Origin of the sequence: Psychrobacter sp. UBA6291 (assembly GCF_002439405.1) — a bacterium.
Taxonomy (GTDB): domain Bacteria; phylum Pseudomonadota; class Gammaproteobacteria; order Pseudomonadales; family Moraxellaceae; genus Psychrobacter; species Psychrobacter faecalis.
Genome location: NZ_DJUD01000053.1, coordinates 20,562 through 41,577 on the forward strand (window position 1 = coordinate 20,562; position 21,016 = coordinate 41,577).

17 protein-coding genes are annotated in these 21,016 nt (G+C 44.5%); 11 read left to right on the forward strand and 6 right to left on the reverse strand.

Going from position 1 to position 21,016, the window contains the following annotated elements:
* Positions 1 to 88 precede the first annotated feature (88 nt).
* A complete protein-coding gene (locus tag B3R91_RS09190; RefSeq protein ID WP_286797342.1) occupies positions 89 to 757 on the reverse strand; it encodes a hypothetical protein in 669 nt (222 codons plus the stop codon).
* A 314-nt stretch (positions 758 to 1,071) separates the two neighbouring features.
* Between B3R91_RS09190 and dapC the strand changes: the two genes are divergently transcribed.
* The 6 genes from dapC (at position 1,072) to B3R91_RS09220 (ending at position 8,896) form a co-directional block, all read left to right on the forward strand.
* Positions 1,072 to 2,346, forward strand: a complete 1,275-nt coding sequence (gene dapC / locus B3R91_RS09195; RefSeq protein ID WP_286797343.1) for a succinyldiaminopimelate transaminase — start codon at positions 1,072 to 1,074, stop codon at positions 2,344 to 2,346.
* Between the two features lie 283 nt (positions 2,347 to 2,629).
* Positions 2,630 to 4,744, forward strand: a complete 2,115-nt coding sequence (locus tag B3R91_RS09200) for a DUF294 nucleotidyltransferase-like domain-containing protein (RefSeq protein ID WP_286797345.1) — start codon at positions 2,630 to 2,632, stop codon at positions 4,742 to 4,744.
* Between the two features lie 59 nt (positions 4,745 to 4,803).
* On the forward strand, positions 4,804 to 5,415 hold the full coding sequence (locus B3R91_RS09205; protein WP_286797347.1) for a 3'-5' exonuclease: 612 nt from the start codon (positions 4,804 to 4,806) through the stop codon (positions 5,413 to 5,415).
* Positions 5,416 to 5,480: 65 nt separating this feature from the next.
* Positions 5,481 to 7,538, forward strand: coding sequence for a D-alanyl-D-alanine carboxypeptidase/D-alanyl-D-alanine-endopeptidase (locus tag B3R91_RS09210; RefSeq protein WP_286797348.1), 2,058 nt, complete (start codon positions 5,481 to 5,483; stop codon positions 7,536 to 7,538).
* A 104-nt stretch (positions 7,539 to 7,642) separates the two neighbouring features.
* Positions 7,643 to 8,167, forward strand: coding sequence for an ABZJ_00895 family protein (locus B3R91_RS09215; protein ID WP_286797349.1), 525 nt, complete (start codon positions 7,643 to 7,645; stop codon positions 8,165 to 8,167).
* 168 nt (positions 8,168 to 8,335) lie between these two features.
* Positions 8,336 to 8,896 (forward strand): DUF421 domain-containing protein, encoded by a 561-nt coding sequence (locus B3R91_RS09220; protein WP_286797350.1) that lies wholly within the window; start codon positions 8,336 to 8,338, stop codon positions 8,894 to 8,896.
* A gap of 166 nt (positions 8,897 to 9,062) precedes the next feature.
* Here B3R91_RS09220 and B3R91_RS09225 read toward each other — a convergent pair whose 3' ends face one another.
* The gene (locus B3R91_RS09225) at positions 9,063 to 9,509 is read right to left on the reverse strand and encodes a DUF2147 domain-containing protein (RefSeq protein WP_286797351.1); all 447 of its coding nucleotides are present in this window, start codon (positions 9,507 to 9,509) and stop codon (positions 9,063 to 9,065) included.
* A 276-nt stretch (positions 9,510 to 9,785) separates the two neighbouring features.
* On the opposite strand from B3R91_RS09225, the gene rlmH reads away from it, so the two are divergent.
* Entirely contained in the window at positions 9,786 to 10,274 is a 489-nt protein-coding gene (rlmH, locus tag B3R91_RS09230) for a 23S rRNA (pseudouridine(1915)-N(3))-methyltransferase RlmH (RefSeq protein ID WP_286797352.1), read from the forward strand.
* Between the two features lie 116 nt (positions 10,275 to 10,390).
* Complete coding sequence (locus tag B3R91_RS09235; RefSeq protein WP_286797353.1) at positions 10,391 to 11,350, forward strand: DODA-type extradiol aromatic ring-opening family dioxygenase; 960 nt, start codon at positions 10,391 to 10,393, stop codon at positions 11,348 to 11,350.
* A 98-nt stretch (positions 11,351 to 11,448) separates the two neighbouring features.
* Here the strand turns inward: B3R91_RS09235 and B3R91_RS09240 are convergent, their stop codons facing one another.
* Both B3R91_RS09240 and B3R91_RS09245 read right to left on the reverse strand, forming a co-directional pair.
* Complete coding sequence (locus tag B3R91_RS09240) at positions 11,449 to 12,942, reverse strand: amidase (RefSeq protein ID WP_286797354.1); 1,494 nt, start codon at positions 12,940 to 12,942, stop codon at positions 11,449 to 11,451.
* Positions 12,943 to 13,153: 211 nt separating this feature from the next.
* Positions 13,154 to 16,459, reverse strand: coding sequence for a DNA translocase FtsK (locus B3R91_RS09245; protein WP_286797356.1), 3,306 nt, complete (start codon positions 16,457 to 16,459; stop codon positions 13,154 to 13,156).
* 597 nt (positions 16,460 to 17,056) lie between these two features.
* Here B3R91_RS09245 and trxB point away from each other — a divergent pair.
* The 3 genes from trxB (at position 17,057) to B3R91_RS09260 (ending at position 19,465) form a co-directional block, all read left to right on the forward strand.
* Positions 17,057 to 18,079, forward strand: a complete 1,023-nt coding sequence (gene trxB / locus B3R91_RS09250) for a thioredoxin-disulfide reductase (protein ID WP_286797358.1) — start codon at positions 17,057 to 17,059, stop codon at positions 18,077 to 18,079.
* Positions 18,080 to 18,922 (forward strand): leucyl/phenylalanyl-tRNA--protein transferase, encoded by an 843-nt coding sequence (gene aat, locus B3R91_RS09255; RefSeq protein ID WP_414707543.1) that lies wholly within the window; start codon positions 18,080 to 18,082, stop codon positions 18,920 to 18,922. It abuts the gene before it with no gap.
* Between the two features lie 105 nt (positions 18,923 to 19,027).
* Entirely contained in the window at positions 19,028 to 19,465 is a 438-nt protein-coding gene (locus B3R91_RS09260; RefSeq protein WP_144298154.1) for a MerR family transcriptional regulator, read from the forward strand.
* A gap of 27 nt (positions 19,466 to 19,492) precedes the next feature.
* On the opposite strand, the gene rimI is transcribed toward B3R91_RS09260, so the two are convergent.
* Positions 19,493 to 19,978, reverse strand: coding sequence for a ribosomal protein S18-alanine N-acetyltransferase (rimI, locus tag B3R91_RS09265; protein ID WP_201592116.1), 486 nt, complete (start codon positions 19,976 to 19,978; stop codon positions 19,493 to 19,495).
* Between the two features lie 291 nt (positions 19,979 to 20,269).
* Entirely contained in the window at positions 20,270 to 20,797 is a 528-nt protein-coding gene (locus B3R91_RS09270) for a peroxiredoxin (protein WP_068404024.1), read from the reverse strand.
* Positions 20,798 to 21,016 lie beyond the last annotated feature (219 nt).

The following is a 21,016-nucleotide window of genomic DNA, read 5'->3' on the forward strand; positions in this document are numbered from 1 at the left end:
CTTCAACGATAAAGCGTTTTTTTAAGACGAAATATCAACGATAGCTTTTGACCAAATATTTATAAGCTACTTATATTAAACGCATACTTTATAAGACGCTTTTATAGATCATCTCGCTTGCCATCTCTTTAAGCTCCTCATCGGCAAGCTCCAACGGCAAAATCTCTGCTTCTACCTGCTGCTGCCCAAGCATCAAGCGCCCAGCGTCTACCTCTTTTTGTAGCAGACGATGCAAACTGGCCAAATGAAATTCGCCGTCGTAGTACTCAAAGATTTGCTGTAAGGAAATCGGGGCTTTGGCATGCACATCATTATAAAGCGTGTCAGCGGCCAAAATAGTCATCTCGTTAAGCGCTTCTTCACGCAAGACATCGACTTGATTGATCTTATTTTGTAAATGCGTGGCCATACGGCCCTTAAAACCCAACATGACGATAAAAATCAGCGTCTGTATCACAAACAAACCCATGTACTGCCATAAAGGCAATGAGATGTTTGACAGTTTGCTCAGGAGCATAAGCACCATCGCCACCACCACATAGCTGACCAATTGCCAGAGCAGCCACATCATAAAGCTGTTATCGCCAAACCAAAACATCTGCCGCTCTTTTAACAGCGTCAACTGCTGCCGCGCCTGCCACCAATTGTGCTCGCGCTGTTTTAGTTGCTCGTATAGCTCAACACGCTGGCTACCCTCAAATTGTTGCACATTGATATCTTTAGCGCCACGCTCATCGGTTTTTAAAACACTAGACATATCAAGTTTCCTTAAAATAAGCGGCCGTTTTTACGGACAGTTATTTTTTGCTTGGTTAATAAATGACGCTATTTTAATTTTATCTATACTTAATCGCATGATTAAAATTGGCCAATCTCAATAGAGGTTACCGTCTAAAAAACAAGCGCTATGCGAGGTTATTTACCGTATAAATTGCTTTAAGTGCTGGTTTTAACTCAACAATAAACCGTTTGAGAAGAAAAAAGACAAAAAATAAGAGAAGTGCTACACTGCTCAAATGTAATTTTTCTTTATCACTTTATTATTAATTGTCTATTATAGTTAGCCTACCTATGAATCACAACTTGACGACTCTGCACCCTTATCCGTTCGCTAAGATGGCGACTTTACTCGCGGACAGTACGCCAGCCTATAACTATAGTGAAATTAAGCTCGGTATTGGAGAGCCAAAACACGAGCCGCCAGCATTTGTGTTGGACGTCCTACGCGAAAACTTGGACAAAATAAGCCAATATCCAACCACCAACGGGCTGTTTGAGCTGCGTCAAACCATCGCTCACTGGTTAGAAAAGCGCTTCTTTCTCAATCATCTCGACCCGCATAGCCAAGTATTGCCAGTCATGGGTACACGCGAGGCGATTTTTAGCTTGGTGCAAGCGGTTATTGACCATCCACAAACCGAGTTGTCCGAAGACGAAGCCAATCAACTGGCGGCTCATAATCAGCCAAGCGCGCAGCCCTTGCAAAAAACAGATGAAGCACCAACGATTGTGATGCCCAATCCGTTTTATCAGATATACGAGGGTGCTGCCATACTCGCGCAAGCGACGCCGTACTTTATGCCTTGCAGCATCGATAATGATTTTAAAGGTGACTATCGCGCGGTACCGAGGGACGTTTGGACGCGCACGCAGCTATTGTTTGTCTGTAGCCCAAACAATCCAACCGGTTCCGTCATGACCATGGACGATTGGGAACACTTACTGCGTTTGTCCGACCAGTACGGCTTTATCATTGCCAGCGATGAGTGCTATAGCGAGCTGTATTTTGACAGCGCGCCGATTGGCCTGCTGCAAGCTTGTGCAGCGCTCGGTCGCCATGACTTTAAAAACTGTGTGGTATTTCACTCTTTATCCAAGCGTTCAAACTTGCCCGGCCTGCGTTCAGGCTTTGTCGCCGGTGACGCCAATATTTTACAGCCTTATTTGCAATATCGCACTTATCAAGGCTGCGCGATGCCAATACCGCATCAGCTGGCATCTATCGCTGCTTGGGAAGATGAAAAGCACGTGGCGCACAATCGAGCGCTTTATCAAGAAAAATTCGCCTTATGGATGTCAGAGCTTGGCGAATTGCTTGATTTACGCATGCCAGAGGCGGGTTTTTACTTTTGGGTAAAAGTCCCTGAGCAATTTAATGGCGACGACGAAATCTTTGTCAAAGCTTTGTATGAGCAAGCAAATATTCACGCGCTGGCGGGGCGTTATCTGTCACGCGAGGTCAATGGTAAAAATCCTGGGCAAGGTTATGTGCGTATTGCCTTGGTTGCTAGCGTTGAGGAAAGCCGCGAAGCCATCAATCGTATCCGTCAATTACTTGGCGCTTAACTTGCCGCTGAAACAACATTTTTTAAAACTGAGTTTAAAAACCTGTCTCAAACATTGGCCAGGAAATCTAAGTATTAAACAATAAATAACACCTCAATATTCAACATAGTATCAGAGAACCGTACATAACCACAGTATCATCGTGGTTATATGCGGTTTCTTGCTATCTTGCCGATTAAACAATGCTATAGTAGAAACAACGCGACACTTTTTTATATCCCCTTATCACTCATAAAATCCCTTTTTCCAAAATTTTACTAAATATGCCATCAAGGATGATGCCATGCCCCATCTTGATTTTACCCAGCCACCTTTTGACGTATTAAGCGCGGCTGAACGTCAAAGTATTAGAAAAAATACCCAAATCCGTTATCTTGCTAAAGATGAGCGTTTATCTGCTGATGATTTAAGCTATTTTTATGTGGTCATTAAAGGACAAATCGAGCAGCTGCTTGCTGGCGAGTTCGTGGCGACGTATTTGGGTAGCAATCATACCGACCATCTAAATAGTAATGATTGGTTTGACAGTCGGCGGTTGCCAAAAACGTTTATAGAAGAGGATAACGAAGCAGCCACTTTCATACCTATAAAAAGTACCGTACCTATAAACAATGACAAACCCAAAAATGAAAGTGACATATCGCCCTACGAATTTCGTGCGATTGAAGACACCCTGCTGCTGCAAATCAATGGCACAACCGTTGACAAAATCAGTGCCCAGAATCATTTGGTGCGCCAATTACTCTCAGAAGATTTACCTGAACGATTAAAAGCATTGCAGCAGCGGCGAAGCGGGCAAAGCTTAGATACTAGCTCTCATGGCTATAATGAGCAGCAAGAAGTGCAGCAAATCATGATGCAGCCAGTGATTGATGTCAGCCTATTGCCGGTGCATATCATTGATGCCACCAGCAGCCTCTATGAGGCGGCGCATATCATGACTAAAGCTGGGCTTAAGCATGTGTTGGTGCGACCGCTCGACCAATCACACCTTGCTGAAAAGCAAACATTAGATAATGATTTAAAAACGGATTTAGACCAAAACTTAGACCTAAATTTAGGCAACAACCTAGATAGCAGCTTAGTTACTGATAGCGCTAACGGCCAAATTCCCAACAACTATTCTGGTCGTACGTTAGGTATTTTAACCGATACCGATATCTGCCGCGCAGTGAGTGAGCAGCAAAACCCTGCGACGACGCCTTGCCAGCGTTATGCAAGCTTCAATCTGCGCACCATTGATGCGGACGATGAGATTGGCGATGCGCTATTAACCATGACGCGCTACCGTATCCATAGGCTGCCGGTGATTGATGCCAACGGCAAGGTTGCAGGCGTGCTTGGGCAAAGTGATATGCTCGCTCATATTGGTCATCATTCGCAGCTGATTAGTCTGCAGATTGAACAGGCAAAAGACTTGCCGAGCTTAGCTACCGCGGTTGAGCTTATCGGGCGCTATATTCGCGCGCAGCACCAAAACGGTATCAAAGTCGGTAATGTCAGCCGTATGGTACAGACGCTTAATGCGCAAGTTTTTACCAAACTGTGGCAACTTATCGTACCTGATGAAGTGATGGAAAATACTTGCGTCATCGTCATGGGCTCAGAGGGTCGCGGCGAGCAAATCATGCGTACCGACCAAGACAATGCGCTGATTATTCGTGATGGTTATAGCCATTCTGACTTAGCTCAGTTCGCTGAAACCTTTAACCATCATTTAGCAACTTTGGGTTATCCGCTGTGCGATGGCAATATCATGATGACCAATCCGATGTGGCGGCAGCCGCTCAAACAGTTTAAAGCGCAGATTAGCTTATGGTTTAGAAATACCGACCCGATACATAGTATTTATTTGTCGGCCATATTTGATGGCGAATATGTCTGCGGCGATGAATCGCTACTGACGAGTGTGCGCGAACATTTAAAAATTGCCCATCGCCAGTCAGACCTGATGTTTGTCCGCCAGTTCGCCCGTGCCGCTTTACAGTTTGGCGATGTCGGTCAATGGTGGCAAAAGTTTGTGCCGCTCCTTGGCGGTAAAAAAAGCGCCTACGATATCGATCTTAAAAAAGCCGGTATTTTTCCGCTGGTGCATGGCATTCGTACTTTAGCCTTAGAAAACGATATTTTTGATGCGCCGAGTAGTAAAGGACGCCTTAAAGCCTTGGTGCAAGTGCGCGCCTTAAACCAACAGCGCGCTGACACTTTGCTTGAAGCATTAGAGTTTTTTATGGCGCAGCGTTTGTCAGTGGCGCTATCAACAGATGATAAGCATGCGCGGCAAGTTGATCCGACCACTTTATCGGCACTCGAGCGAGACTTATTAAATGAATGCCTGGCCGTGGTCAAAAGCTTTAAGGGTCAATTAAGTCGCCATTATCAGCTAGAGTTTAATTAAAATAAATAAGTCAGTTGATAAGAACGCTGCGCGCAAAAATAAAAGGGAGCAAAAATAAGATGCGTTGGCTAAAACAGTTATCTTCTCATTGGCAAAAAAACCATTTGCAGCGCCCTGAGCTGGCATCGATGTTTAATACACCTTTGGCTGATAAATGGGTCGCGATTGACTGTGAGATGACAGGACTCAATCCAAAAAAGCATCACCTGCTATCTATCGCTGCCATTCATATCAACGGCGATAGCATTGATACGGGTAACGGTCTGCATTTGGTTTGTCGGCCGCCAGTGATGCCTGATCGTGATACCATTGTGATTCATGGGCTGCGTACTGCCGATGTTGAGCATGGTATGAGCTACGATGAAATGCTGGCTTTAGTACTGCCTTTTATAGACAATCGACCGCTAGTTGGGTTTTGCCCGCAGATAGATACAGGTTTTTTGAACCCTTTGGTCAAGCGCTATATGGGCACCACGCTACCGAACCAAGTTATTGATATACGGCAATTATACATTCGGCGTATGGGCGATCGTACGCAGGGTATTCCTAATCAATCACAGCATTTGACCAATATTTTAGCGCATTATGAGATCCCAGAGCTCGGCACACACGATGCTTATAACGATGCCATCATGACAGCCATGGCATTTTTGCACCTACGCCAACGCTGATACTACGTGAAAATAGCAACTCATGTTACCATAGGCTGTTTTTGCCACCTGATGATAGACCGCTCATGCTACCCACTTCTAAAACTCATAACCGCCCTACCGTCTTCGCTAAATTAGCGCCTTTTTCTAAGCAACCATATACGCTCAATAAGCCTGCTCACTACCTAGTATCGCTGACCTTATTTGCGAGTGTTTTGCTAACGCCGCTATGTGCGCAAGCGGTTTTACCAGAAGCGATTCAGACAGCGCTTACGCGTGCAAACTTAAATGCGACCGATATTAGTATTGTCATCACCCCAGTCGGTGATAAAACTGCGAGCCGCTTACCTGCGCCTATTCAGGTGATTGATAGCCCTAAAGCCGCTAATCAGCCTGAATCGCTAACTACATATAGTGCTGCCGCAGAGCCTAACGGCATCCAAAAACAAACGACTCAAAATAGTAATACTAATGCTAAAGAAATAACGGTACATCAAAGCACTTTAGTGACGATTGAAAAACAGACGATTAAGCAACATGCAAGACAGCTGCATGCTTATACCGATGACCCTTATACCTATCAAAGTATAGAGAGCGTGCCACCGCTACTGCCCGATGACGCTTTAAAACCCGCTAAAAGTAGTAATGAAAATGAAAGCAGCAAAAACAATAACGACAAATCGACTGCTCATAATCCCGCTATCAAAATTTCGTTTTCACCGCTATTAAGCCATCAAGCCGATATTGCGCGCACGCCTGCCAGCACCATGAAACTGGTACCAAGTTTTATCGCCTTAGATACGTTGGGCGCTGACTTCGTTTGGCATACTCGTGTCTATCATACTGGTATGATCATTGGCGATACGCTCTATGGCGATTTGGTTATTCAAGGCAGTGGTGATCCAAAAATGACCCACGAACGCTTACAGCAACTGCTTTATAAAGTGCAAACGGCTGGTATCCGCCATATCAACGGCGATATCATCGTCGATAGTAGTGTCTTTAAAAATGTTACCAAAGACCCTGCAGCCTTTGACAACTCGCCGCTACGTCCTTACAACGCCAGCCCCGATGGTTTTTTGGTCAATTTTAGCAGTGTCGGTATTCAGAGCTATCCGCTAGACAATACGCGCGCCCAGCTAACCTACACACCGCAATTGACAAATTATCAATTGCCAAGCATGATAAATATGCGCTCGGCTGCGTGCGGGCAAGCGCGCTATAGTATTGCGCCGCAGTGGCAAGCGGCACAATTAACGCTCAATAGCAATTTACCAGACAGCTGCGGCGAACATGCTTTTTATGTTGCCTATCCTGATGCCAAAGATTTCGCCGCCCGTGTCATTGCCTCTAAATGGCAAACGCTTGGCAATACCTTAAGCGGTAAAGTCATCGCTCAAGAAACGCCTTATCATGCCAATAAAATTGCTAATAAACAGAAAAAATCGTCACATGGTTTGGCAGCGATTGCCATGTCGCCCTTGCCCATTGTCAGCTATCCTTCTTTAAACCTTAAGCAGCAGATTTATGATATCAATCACTTCTCTAATAACGTGATGACCGAGCAAGTAGCGCTTTCTATTGGCGCTTATAAAACAGATGTGAATAAAAAAGACACGCATAACGAAAGTATTTATAAGCAAGGCACTGATACCTATAAACTGCTTAATAATCAAGCAACCAGCTTATATCAATTTGATCAGCCAACCGCGACCGACTATCCGCAAGCGCTGCAATCAATCAATCGATGGTGGCAAACCAACTTGACTAGCCCGCCGCCGCATTTGACCAATGGCTCAGGACTCTGCCGCGACTGCAGCATCAGTGCCGCCAATCTAAGCGAGCTGTTGACCTACGCCTACAACCAACCGAGCTTTGATGCTTATGTGAGCTCACTAGGCATTGCTGGCGTCAGTGGCACCATCAGCGCCCATAGTGACCGCTTGCCAAAATCGCAAGCCATCGGCCGCGCTTGGATAAAAACCGGCACCTTAAATAATGTCACCTCGATGGCAGGCTATGTCAAAGGTTTGTCTGGGCAAGATTATGTGGTGGTCGGACTGATTAATACAGATCATGCGCTTAATGCCTATACTGCCCGTACCGTATTAGATAGCATGTTAGATTGGACAGCACAGCATTGATAACAATATTAATATCGTCAATATTGTTAAAAAATAATAGTAAACAGCTCAATGCTTAATATATTTTAGCAACTTATGCTTTACCCTTTATAAAGGTTATTTTTATGGCACGCAAACCAATGCAACTTAGCAAGCGTCTTAGTTCAGCAAAAGATACTCAAACAGCGGGCAATACTTCTGACAATCCAAACTTAATGTCGCCTAAAATGGCGCCATATATCGGATTCTTTGCGGTTGGTTATGTTTTGGCCAGCGCCATATTTATGATGGTGCAAACCAAATTTGCCCTAAACTCACAGCTGGTCACTGTCGTATCCATCATCGTCGGCGCTTATATCGCGGTGCATAAATTTATTAAGCATCAACAGCGCGCGCTAGATAGAAAAGAAATCAATCGCTTGATGTTTGGCGGCGTTGCGGTAGTTTGGCTACTTACCATGGTTTATTTCTTAGGTATCTGGTTTTTCTTATTTGATGCCGTGAGCCGTGAGGTATTAACCGAGATGGCTATACAGCGACCGCTACCGCTGCTTTCGGCATTGGTGATGATATTGGTGTTGAGCTTAGTCAGCGCCCGTCTTAGTATCTTATTGATCAACCGCCTCCTTAATCCTAAGCAGAGCCGCTAATCGTCAAGCCCTTTGAGTGCCTGCCATTATTGAATGCCTATAGAGACAACCTCATACAAACTTTTTGCCCTATTAATGATGAAATTCCGTTACGCTGTTTGTAGCCAAACCCTATTTGCTAGCGACAAAACAGCGGACGGTATTTTATGATTAATAGGAGCCCAGATAATGGACATGCTGCTTTTTGACAATATAGAAAAACTTGGGCGCATTATCTTAACAGCGGTCATGGTTTATGCGTTAATTGTGTTAATTACCAAAGTATCTGGCAAACGCTCAACCTCGCAGCTCAATAACTTTGACTGGATTGTGACGGTGATGATTGGCTCTTTGAGCGCCAGTACGATTTTACTCAAAGAAATCCCGTTTATCGAGGGCAGCGCCGCTATCGTGACCTTGTATTGTTTACAGTTTTTAGTGACTAAATATGCTTCTGTCTCAGCCAGTTTTAGTCATCTTATTTTATCGGAGCCGCGGATTGTTTTTTATCAAGGGCAATTCTTACCAGATGCCATGCGTGCTGAGCGCCTAACGCGTCAAGAGCTAGAAAGCGCGATGCGTTCTGAAGGGATGAATAGTTTTGATGATATCGAAGCCATTGTTTTTGAGTCAGATGCGACATTGACGATTATTCCAAAACCTACGCCCTCGGATAGTAAAAACGACGAGCAACAGAGTGATGACGGCGTATCAGAAACCATCAAGCCGCTAATGTCAAATGATGATTAGGAAAGATGCTCTAAGCGCTTTAAGATGATAGCGTTTTAAAATAAAAGCATTGAGTTAAAATCTAAAATTTAAAACATGAAAAAAGGACAGCACATATCAATCTGCTATCCTTTTTGTTTTACAAGCTTGCTTTATAAATTTGCTTTTATAAGAGCACTGGCAAAAACTACTTAATGCGTTGCCACGTTTGCGAGCGACCAAAGACAGGTGTACCGACATAACCGCGCAGTTTTAAGCTTTGGCCATTATCACTCAAGGTTAGCTTACCAGAGTAAGTTTTTCCTGATTCAGGGTCGACCAGCTTACCGTCACTCCACTGGTTATTACCATCGGCCTTTAAGCCTGACAATATTTGTAGGCCTTCAACCGGTTTGTTTTTTAAGCTGCCAGGGCATTTGGTACAAAGCGCGTCTGCCTTTTCTTTATTCAATACTTTGATGATTTTTCCTGAAACTTTACCACCGCTTTCGGTCAATTGAATAACGGCTTTTTTCTCGCCAGTTTTATCATCAATGGTTTGCCACTGCGTACCGTTTAAAGAAGCAGAAAACACAGAGGTTGAGAGTAGCGCACCTGCGCTAAGTGCTAATAGTCTTGATATAGTACGGTTCATGAACGACTCCTTTCGTTTAAAAAATGTTGCAAACTATCTTATGCTCTATCAAAAAGACGGTACAGGGTTGCTGACGCTTTTTTTACCATTCAACGATAAATACTAGTTAACAATAAGACCATGTAACGATAAAAACCGTAAGCATAACAAAGAACAACTGTTGGTCAAATGCTAGTAAAGCATAAAAAAATACTTTGTAAAAGGTCTGTTTGTTACAATATCTTAAGCGCAGAATTTTTTTGTTGCATTTAACCCATTATAAAAGTGGTCTATATTATGAAAGTAAGAATATTGAGTGTTGGAAATAAAATGCCCAAATGGGTACAAACCGGTTTTGATGAATATTTTAAGCGTATCCAGCCCATGCTTAATACTGAAATCGTAGAAATTGCCGCCGCTAAACGCGCCAAAAACCCCTCAGACGCCAATTTGGCGCAGTACCGTGAGCAAGAAGGTCAAGCGATATTGGCCACTCATGCTGCGGCTGGACGCGAGCAATTATGGGTGCTCGACGTAAAAGGTAAAATGCTCTCAACCGAACAGCTGGCTGAAAAACTGGCTGATGGCATGCAGCAAGGCGATGATATTGCGTTGGTCATTGGCGGCGCTGACGGCGTATCGCCAGAGGTATTGGCAAAAGCAGATGTGAAATGGTCGTTATCGGCGCTGACGCTGCCGCATCCTTTAGTGCGCGTGGTATTAATGGAACAGCTGTATCGCGCCATGAGTATCAATCACAACCATCCTTATCATCGCGGTAATTAAAACCTTTATAAAAACAGTCATTTGCTATAAAAATCAACTATGCCCTATCAAAAATAATGGCGACGCGTCATGGTAAAACGGATTGAAATATAGGCGCGCGCCCTAATAAATGCACCATGAAACATCCTAAACCTGCGACACCTAAAGCCATGACCGCTGCCTCGCAACATAAGAGCGAGCGTCAAAATACAACAACATCCAAGCCCGCGCCCATTACCTCAGCGGCTGCTTGGACAGGCACGCCTGCGCCCATTACCTCAGCGGCTGCTTGGACAGGCACGCCTGCGCTAGCAAGTGCTATAACGCCATCAAAACAGGCTAAACTGCCCGCATTATTTATTTCGCACGGCGCTCCGACGCTCGCCATCGAACAATCGGCAACCACCAGTGCGTTGGCACGTATCGGTCAAAACTTGCCCAAACCGCGCGCCATCATCATTATGTCAGCGCACTGGCAGTCGGCTAAGCTTGAAATCAGCAGCAATCCGCGACCAAAGACGTGGCATGATTTTTCTGGCTTTGCGCCCGAACTCTATGAGTTGCAGTATCCAGCAGCCGGCCAGCCAGCGCTTGCGGAGACATTGGCCCAGCAGCTAACGGCGCGTGGTATTACCTGCCGTGTAAACCCTTTACGCGTCAGTGACCACGGGGTTTGGGCGCCGCTTTTACACCTGTATCCTGAGGCTGATATACCCATCGTGCAAATATCCTTGCCACGCCATTATGACAGCATCGCTTGCTATCAGTTGGGCGCGCAACTGGCGCAATTGCGTGCCGAGCAAATCCTTTTGATTGGCTCGGGCAATATCACCCACAATTTACAGGCATTACGTTGGCAAGCAGAGAGTATCGATGAGACCGCCAAAGACTTTAAAGTTTGGCTGCTGCAACAACTAAAAACGGATATTCCAAGCGCTTTAGATTGGCAGCAATATCCTAATTATCAAAATGTACATCCAAGCGATGAGCACCTATTGCCATTATTTTTTGCTTTAGGTGCCGGTCAACGCGTCTCTGTGGTGCATCAAAGCATGGCGCATCACAGTTTGGGTATGGATATTTATCGCTTTGATTAGTGCTTATCTACTACAGCCCCTAAACTTTTAATCAAAGCGTTTTTGCTAATCTCTACTTTTTAATATAGAAGTTATCAAAACTCTTTCATCATATAAAACTATTTCTCAAAAGCCGGTTTGGTAAACATGCCAGCACGCTCCATCTCGCCTGCGATACTAAATAGCGTCGTTTCATCATTCATGCGCCCGATCAGCTGCATCCCAATCGGCAGACCTTTTTTACTCATACCAACAGGTAACGACATTGCTGGTAAGCCGGTGACATTACCCAAGATAGTAAAGCCCATTTTACCAAGTACTGGGGCGCTGAGCTTTTCAATCATACCTGAGCTAAAAGCAAATCTGCCCATGTTAATGCCTTTATTGAGCAGGCCTGCGCTGCGCATCAGTGTTTCATCCATACGGCTTGGCGGTAGTACGCCATGCTTGACCGCAGGCGTTGGCACGGTCGGGCATAAAATCATATCGTACGTCTCAAGCAGCAAACCTGTTTGGTATTGGCTATCGTGCCAGCCATGCTTAGCGTGGGCTAAATCAACGGCGGATAATGAGCGCCCAAGCATCGCCATATTATAAGTCTGCGGCTCAAGGTTTTGGATATGCTGCGCGCCGTAACAACGCTCGATATTATCAATGGTAAAAGCGGTATGGGCACAGACCACCACTAAAAAATCATGCCAAAATTGCTCAATATTAATATTTGGCTCAGCTGGGACCACACGATGACCCATGGCTTCTAGTTGTTTCGCGGTTTTTTCTAATACGGCAAGTACTTCTTTATCGACCTCGGTATTGGCAACCAATGGCTGTTGATGCAGGGCGATGGTTAATTGCCTTGGCGCGCGCATGGCGGCTTGCAAAAACGTGCCGTCGGGCGGTGCAATGACGTAAGGCGCGCCGATTTCTGCGCCGCTTGTCGCATCAAGCATCGCCGCGCTATCACGCACACTTCGCGTAATTACATGGTCAGCGACCGCCCCTTCCCAGCCCTCGCCAATTTTTGGGCCCATAGGGTTACGGCCTCGACTAGGCTTAAAGCCAAACACGCCGCACCATGCCGCTGGAAAGCGTATCGAACCACCGCCGTCACCTGCGCCTGCCATTGGCACGATACCACTTGATACCGCTGCGGCACTACCGCCCGATGAACCACCAGAGCTATAGCCTTTTTTAAAGGGATTGTGCGTGACGCCATGAGCTTTGGGCTCAGTAGTGATAATCAAACCAAATTCTGGCGTATTGGTTTTGCCAAAGGTATTGACGCCAGTGGCTCTCATACGCTTAACGATTTCGCTGTCGCTTTCTGATACGATATTGACGCTGCGACTGCCCATGGTAATTGGCTCATCGGCAAAATGAAACGACAGGTCTTTGAGCAGATAAGGGACGCCGTTAAAGACGCCTGTTGGCAAGCCTTTTTCTGCAGCAGCATAAGCACGCTCATCAAAGCGGTGGATAATGGCGTTTAATTTAGGATTGAGCGCATTGGCTTGATTCACGGCGGCATCTAACAATTCTTTGGCACTGACTTCCCCTGCATTCACCAGCGCTGCCAACGCTAATGCATCGTACTGGGTATATTCTTTAAACATAACTGACCGTCCTTGGAGAGTGACAGATTTATACTTTTTTAAATTGATGCTTATTCTTTTATAAACACTCACCAGTTTAGTATAAAAAATGACGATTTATAATCGATATACAAACTCATTGGTCATTCAGACGATGACAGTATTCTTTTCCCATAAAAAAAGACGAGCCACGTTCGTTACTCGTCTTTTTTTATGGGAAATCTATTAATTTTTACATCAACAGCTCGCGCTTACCACTTTTGCCCATAGAGCTGACCAAGCCAGCCTCTTCCATCGAGTCAACGATACGCGCCGCGCGGTTATAGCCGATGCTAAATTTCCGCTGGATACTAGATGCTGATACTTTACGCGTTTCCATTATAAAAGCCACGGCATCATTATATAAATCGTCATCTTCGCCAGAGGCATTTGCGGCACTACCGCCGCCACTGGGACTCGATAGCTCAAAGTTGCCGGCCATATTATCAATATAATCGGGTGCGCCGCGTTCACGCCATGCATCACAGACACGGTTGACCTCTTCGTCACTGACATAAGCACCATGGACGCGGTCGGGCTCAATTTGCCCAGGGCCTAAGAACAGCATATCGCCGTTACCAAGCATGTCTTCTGCGCCCCCGCTATCCAAAATCGTCCGCGAATCCACTTTTGAGTTTACTCGGAGCGCAGCACGCACTGGGATATTGGCTTTAATCAAACCCGTGATAACGTCAACTGACGGACGCTGAGTGGCAAGCATTAAATGAATGCCAGCCGCGCGTGATTTTTGTGCCAAGCGGGTAATCAGCTCTTCGGCTTGCTTACCGACTTGCATAATCATATCAGCAAACTCATCGGCGACAATAACAATCATCGGTAAGGTTTTAAGCTTTGGCGCTTGGCTAATACTGACGCTGTCATTGGGACGCCATAAGGGATCAAGCATCGGATTCCCAGATTTTTCAGCAGCGATGACTTTTTTATTAAACTCGTTAAGTTTACGTACCTTGAGCAAACTCATCAGCTGATAACGGCGCTCCATCTCTGCCACGCACCATGACAAGGCGCTGGCCGCTTCGGTCATATCAGTGACCACAGGTGTGAGAAGATGCGGAATATCATTATAGTTGGCAAGCTCGAGCTGCTTTGGATCAATCAAAATCATACGCAGCTCATTTGGCGTATATTTGAGCAGCATCGACAATAGCATCGAGTTGACCAAGACCGATTTACCAGAACCTGTCGTACCAGCAACGAGCATATGCGGCGCGCGCGCAAGGTCGGTGATAATCGGCTTACCGCCGATATCTTTACCCATCGCCATGCTGATTTGCGCTTTGGGGTCTTTAAATTTTTCCGTATTTAGTAGCTCAATCAACCGCACCATTTCGCGCTTTTTATTGGGCACCTCGATACCGATATACGGCTTACCCGGAATGACCTCGACCACCCGCAACGACGCCATCGATAGCGAACGTGCCAAATCGCGTGAAATGCCCGTCACCTTGCTGGCTTTAACGCCAGGCGCAAGCTCTACTTCAAAGCGCGTCACCACAGGGCCTGGAATGGCATTGACCACGTTTGCTTTGACGTTGAATTCTTGCAGCTTAATCTCTAACAACTCTGACAATTGCTCGAGCTCAGCGATGGTATAGCTTGGCTTACGGTCAGGGTCTGGCTTATCTAAAATCGACAGCTCTGGAATCGGTGTCAGGCTACTACGATAAGCGGCGGTTTGCATCGAGCGTGATTTTTGACTAAAAGCGGCATCATCACTAATATGCGGCATCACCGGCAGATTAGTGTCGTCAGCTCGGCTGTCATCTTCTGGCACCATGTCAGTAATATGATTACTGCTATCACCCTCTGGCACCGCAAAGCTTACGGTCGGTTTAGTGGCCGCCGGAGCAATATTGGTCACCGAAGTACCAGTGTCCACCGTTGGTGCTAATTTAGGATTGGCAGGCGGCGTATTGGTCGGCGTCATGTCAACGATTTCACTGATTTCATCGGCTGGAGCAGCGTTACCTGCTTGCCAGTCTTTCGTCACTGCGTGTTGAGTTGACAGCACTTCATGTTGGGTAGAAGACTCAGAGTCATCGGTAAACTCAGAGTCTTCGATAGACCAACTTTCAGAGAGATCATCTATTGAGTCATCAATGCCATTATCAAATAAATCCTCTGCTACCTTTTGCTCCTCGGCGAAAGAAGTCTTTATTACTGGCGCTTCAACGATAGTTTCATCTTGCTCTAACTCAGATGCTAATGGCACTGCTGCATGTTCGGCCAACCACGCATCTGCTAAGTGATTAACTGCTGAGCTATCAATTGCTAAGCTATCAACTGCTAAATCAACGCTTTCTGTTATTTCATCTTCATCATTAATATCATCGAAAGCATTAGACGTAGCAGCAGATTTAGCGAGGGTTGAGGTGTTTGTAGCAGCAGTATCATAACCAAACGTCTCTTGCTCAGCCATTGCTTCACGCGCCAACAAATCATCAACCGTATCGGCATCATTCCAAGCAAAACTTGGTTCAACTTTGCGTGCAGGCGCCATCACAGGATTTGCGACAGGCGCTGAGGGTTGCTGTTGGTTAACATGACTAAAATTGCTTACATTAGCTGAAGCTGTTTGTAATTGCTCATCTTGCGCTGCGCTATTCGTTGCCGTTTGTGCCACTGCTGCTGCCGCTGACATAGACGCTTTAACGCTAGCACCAAGACCTGACGTCGCTAAAAACTCTTTCAATACGTTGTTAAAGCGACCACTTTTATCGGCGGTTTGAGCATGATTAGCATGGTCAGTAGCTGGCAAATCGAGTGGTAACTGCTCAAAGCCCTGCGCCGCTTTTGCATCGCTCACACTTTCATCATTTTGCTGTTGCTCAGATGCTGCTGGTGCGGCTTGTATATTATCGCGTTTACTATCACGCGCTTGAGCCGCATTGTCTTGAACTGCAGCATCGCGCCATGACCATGTTTTGATTTTTTGATAAATCGCTAGCCAATGAATATTAAAGGCAAACGTAGCAGTAATCACCACAAATACCGTCAAGAATATCACACTACCCCACTGCGATAAAAGCTGGGCCAAACGTGCTTGCAGCTCAAGCCCAATAATACCGCCAGCAACCCCTTTAAGCCCAGACGTCATTGGGTCTGCAACTTGCTGTACTAGCGCCACCAATTGCGCAAACAAGGCACTGGCACTTAAGAGCAAAAATACATAAGCCACCAAACGTAATAACCAAAACGTTGGTTTGTTGTCCCACCAAATCAGCACCGACTCATAAACCAAAAACGCCAGTAACCACCAAGCACCAAACCCAAAAAAGCTATAGAGCAAATCTGACAGCCACGCGCCCATCTCACCGCCCATATTATTTACGGTGGTCATGTCACTACTGATGTGCGACCAGCTCGGATCGTTACCCGTATACGTCATCAAAATGACAAACAAATAAACCGCCAGCATTAACCCAAGCAGGGTAAATATGCCCTTTTTTAAATACTCAATAAGTGGTGCTGATATCACGTAAGATCTGCCTTGTTGTCAATACTCGTTGTTAATGCTCGTTAGTGCTGGTTATTAATTAAGTGGTTGCTAGCTTATGGTTGAAATTTCTCATGCTGAAGTGATTTTCTACTATTAGATGGCAATATATAAAAACAATGTATAAAAGCAGTGTATCAGTCATCATCTAACTTTCTGCGTTATTCACTGACCACTACGCTTGCATAACTTCTTATAATAACAAATACATAGGCGTAGTGGCGACAGTGTTATCAAGAAAGCGCAGAAGAAAATGCATTATTAAGCGGTTGAGCAAAAAATGCAGTCATTAACCGAACATTCGCCACACTTTTCAGTAATAAAGCGGTGTGCAATAAAAAATTCTGCTTTCATTTTAAGAGCAGTTTTTAAGCGCTCCGTGCTTTGATTCTAATGATATCCATATTCATTTTAGCAAACTTGCACTTTTTGCCCTCAGCCCTTATGTTATTATCACACAGCAATAAGAAAAACCATATTCATCGCGACTTTTAGCGACTATTTTTTATAACATTTATCATTTGTACCACGTATTTTAATTTTTATATTTCTTATTTAGATAGCAAGCAAGGAAATTTTATGGCAACTGATAGCACGGCTCCGCGCCACGAAAAACTCATTATTTTAGGCTCAGGCCCTGCCGGTTACGCCGCTGCCGTTTATGCAGCACGCGCCAACCTAAAACCTGTCATGGTCACCGGTCTAGAAGTTGGCGGGCAGCTGACCACGACTACTGAAGTCGATAACTGGCCAGGCGACGCACATGATTTAACTGGTCCTGCGCTTATGGATCGTATGAAAGCCCATGCCGAACGTTTTGGCACCGAACTGGTCTACGACCATATCAATGAAGTCAATTTAAACGTACGCCCTTTTACTCTAATCGGTAATAATGGTAGCTATACTTGTGATGCCCTGATTATCTCAACGGGTGCATCTGCGCAGTATTTAGGATTAGAGTCAGAAAACAAATTCCGCGGTCTTGGCGTATCAGCTTGTGCCACCTGCGATGGTTTCTTTTATAAAAACCAGAAAGTCGCGGTCATTGGTGGTGGTAATACCGCTGTTGAAGAAGCCTTATATTTATCAAACATCGCCTCTGAAGTGACGCTAGTCCATCGCCGCGACAGCTTGCGCTCTGAGAAAATCCTGCAAGATAAGCTGTTTGAAAAAGTCAAAAACGGTAACATCAAAATCGAATGGAACCATAAAGTTCGCGAAGTCGTCGGCGATGATATGGGTGTCAATGGGTTGGTCATCGAATCGATGATTGATGGCAGCACCAAGCAATTAGACGTGTTTGGTATGTTTGTCGCCATTGGTCATAAGCCAAATACAGATTTGTTCAAAGGCCAGTTAGAAATGAAAGATGGCTACTTAATCGTTAATAGCGGTCTAAATGGCAATGCCACCCAAACCAGTATCGAGGGCGTATTTGCCGCGGGTGACGTCGCCGACCACGTTTATCGTCAAGCCATTACTTCGGCGGGTACTGGCTGTATGGCAGCGCTTGATGCCGAAAAATATTTGGACGCTATGGGTGAAACAGTCGCTCGTGACCACACTTATGCTTCCACATTGACTGAAGATAAAGAAGCATAAATGAGCGATTTTGCTAAAGATAACGACCGCATTGATATTAATATTAATGCGGCTGCTATAGCGCCTGAAACTTTTCGTCAATACATAAAAGGTCTTGGGCGTTATAATTTTCCCGATCCTGCGATGGTGGACCCTGATGGCATCGGTATCGTTGCTGTCGGTGGAGATTTATCACCGGAAACGCTGATTTCTGCTTATGCGCAGGGATTATTTCCGTGGTTTAATGAAGATGAGCCTATCGCGTGGTGGTGTCCTGAGCCGCGCTGCGTTATGCTGCCCACTGATTATAAGCCTAGTAAATCACTACGCAAACAAGCGAATCGCAGCCGTTGGCAATTAACCCTCAATCAAGCGTTCGACGACGTTATCCATGCTTGTAGTTTACCGCGTAGCGATGGTTTAAATAGCACGTTACCCGAGGGCGAACATACTTGGATTCATAGTGAAATGATTGACGCATATACTGAGCTACACGTGCAAGGCTTTGCCCATAGCATTGAGGTTTGGGATGATAAGCAGCAATTGATTGGCGGTTTATATGGTTTAAAAATAGGCGGTATTTATTTTGGCGAATCGATGTTTCATGTTGCTTCAAATGCTTCAAAGCTCGCCTTTTGGAGCTTAATGCGTTTATGTGAGCAAAGCCATGTCCAATTGGTAGACTGTCAGCTACCAAACGACCATTTATTAAGTTTGGGAGCTGAAATCTTGCCACGCGCTAAGTTTTTGCTAGAGCTAGATACTTTAATTGGCAGCCGTTCAGTCAAATGGCAAAAAAACTCTCATCAATCTTTAGCGGTCTCACTTCTCGATAAACCTCAGCCTTGGCAATTGAAAGTATAAAGTAAACTTAAATAAATCTATTTATAGTTAAACATAGTAACGAATAATGCTTGCTATCATTTTTTACACAATTAGTAATTTAGGTATTTTACTTACGAGGTCAGCATGGCACCCGACACAGCGTTTTTATTGATTGGCACACTAGCGGCGCAGGCCAATACCACCAAAGATACCATTCGTCATTACGACCAATTGGGGTTACTAAAATCTCGCAAACGCCAAGCAGGCTCCCGGCTTTATACCGAATTTCATCCCGAATGCGTCGAGCGTATCGAGCTCATCAAAAGTGCTCAAGCCATTGGTTTTACATTAACTGAAATCAAAGACAGCTTAAATGATTATTACGATGGTCAACTTGATATTGATTTGCAGCTAAGCCTTACGGAGCAGAAATTGGCGCAAGTTAAAAAACAGCAAACGACAATTAATCTGATGATAGAAATGTTGGCTGAACGCATCGAGGTGCTTGAACGCATGAAAACCGATAAAAATTATCTCTCTAATATCGAGATATGCAAAAAGAAAATACCGCCGCAAGCATAATTTAACTATTCTCTAAACAACCCATTGTTAATCGTAAAATCGCTGCATAATCAAGGCATCGATAGCGGGCCGATGCGGCAGTTGATAATAACTCTTTCGCTTATGAATGACGACAAAACCTTGCCGCTCATATAAAGCAAGCGCTGGTGCATTATCTGCGCGCACTTCTAATAATAAGCTCTCTACCTTATTATTTATTAACTCATTATTTAATGTAGCAAAAAGCTGCGAGGCAATACCTTGACGCTGATAATCAGGATGGGTGCCGATACGTAATATCTCTGCTTGCTCAAAAACCACTTGATATAAACAATAACCAACGATCTTATAGCCTGCTTCCTCTTCTGGTTTATACACTATCATTATATGCGTACTATCTTGCGCGAGCATCTCAGCCAATGTCTGCTCAGTCCATGCGTCGTGCGGCTGTACGAGCGTTTCAATATTTGCGACTGCTTGAAGCGCTTGTTGTCGCTCTGAGGTATTGGTTGCTAATTTCTTTATAATAAACACCGCTTTTCCTTTTATTTTTCTTATGCCTTAACGGCTATGTTAGCGTAATTTTTAAACTTATTCATAAATGGCATTCTATATATGTCATAAATACATACCTAAGCTGTCTATATTCAAAGATATCTTAGACGTTTATTTTAATATTACCAAAATTTTGTAGAAAACATAAAAAAACTGCTTAGCCCTTATACTTAAGGATTAAGCAGTTCGACAGTATTTGAGCTTCAGCATTCAAGTATTTATCGACGCCCGATGATACCAGTCAAACGTCAATGCACTTAAAAATTGTGATTAAGCATTACTTTTCAAATATTCTAACATGGTATCTGCATCTGATACTTCAAATGGATCTGTTGGACAATTGTCATCAAAACCCGCTTCTTTAAACACTTTTTTGATTTCTTTGTTATCGACATACATCGAATACCGCCATGAGCGCATACCAAAGCCAAGATTGCTCTTATCAACCAGCATGCCCATTTTACGAGTGAACTCACCATTGCCGTCAGGAAGCAAGAAAACGTTTTCACGGTTTTGCTTTAGGCCCCATTGGTACATGACAAAGGCATCATTAACAGAAATGCAAACGATTTCATCTACGCCTAACGCCTTAAATTCATCGTAAAGCGCTTCATAACGAGGTAGATGGCTGGTCGAACACGTTGGCGTAAAAGCACCTGGTAGAGAGAAAACCACCACTTTTTTATTGGCAAATAACTCATCTGTGGTTAGGTCATACCATTTAAATGGGTTGTCTCCGCCGATAGATTCATCACGAACACGAGTTTTGAAAGTCACATCAGGTACATGGGTAATCATTATTTACTCCAATTTAGGTTATTGTGTTTTTATTTTTAAAATGCTACCGCTATATAATAAAGGTTATAGTTATCTATAAGCAAATCTTTAATCTACTATATATAAATCAGTCTTTATAATTTATAGCTTTGGAGTTTATTTTTTCAAATTAGAGAAAAACCCTAGTATTTAACCCCTTATCCGCATTCATACCCCATAAAAAAAGCCACCCTTTATCAG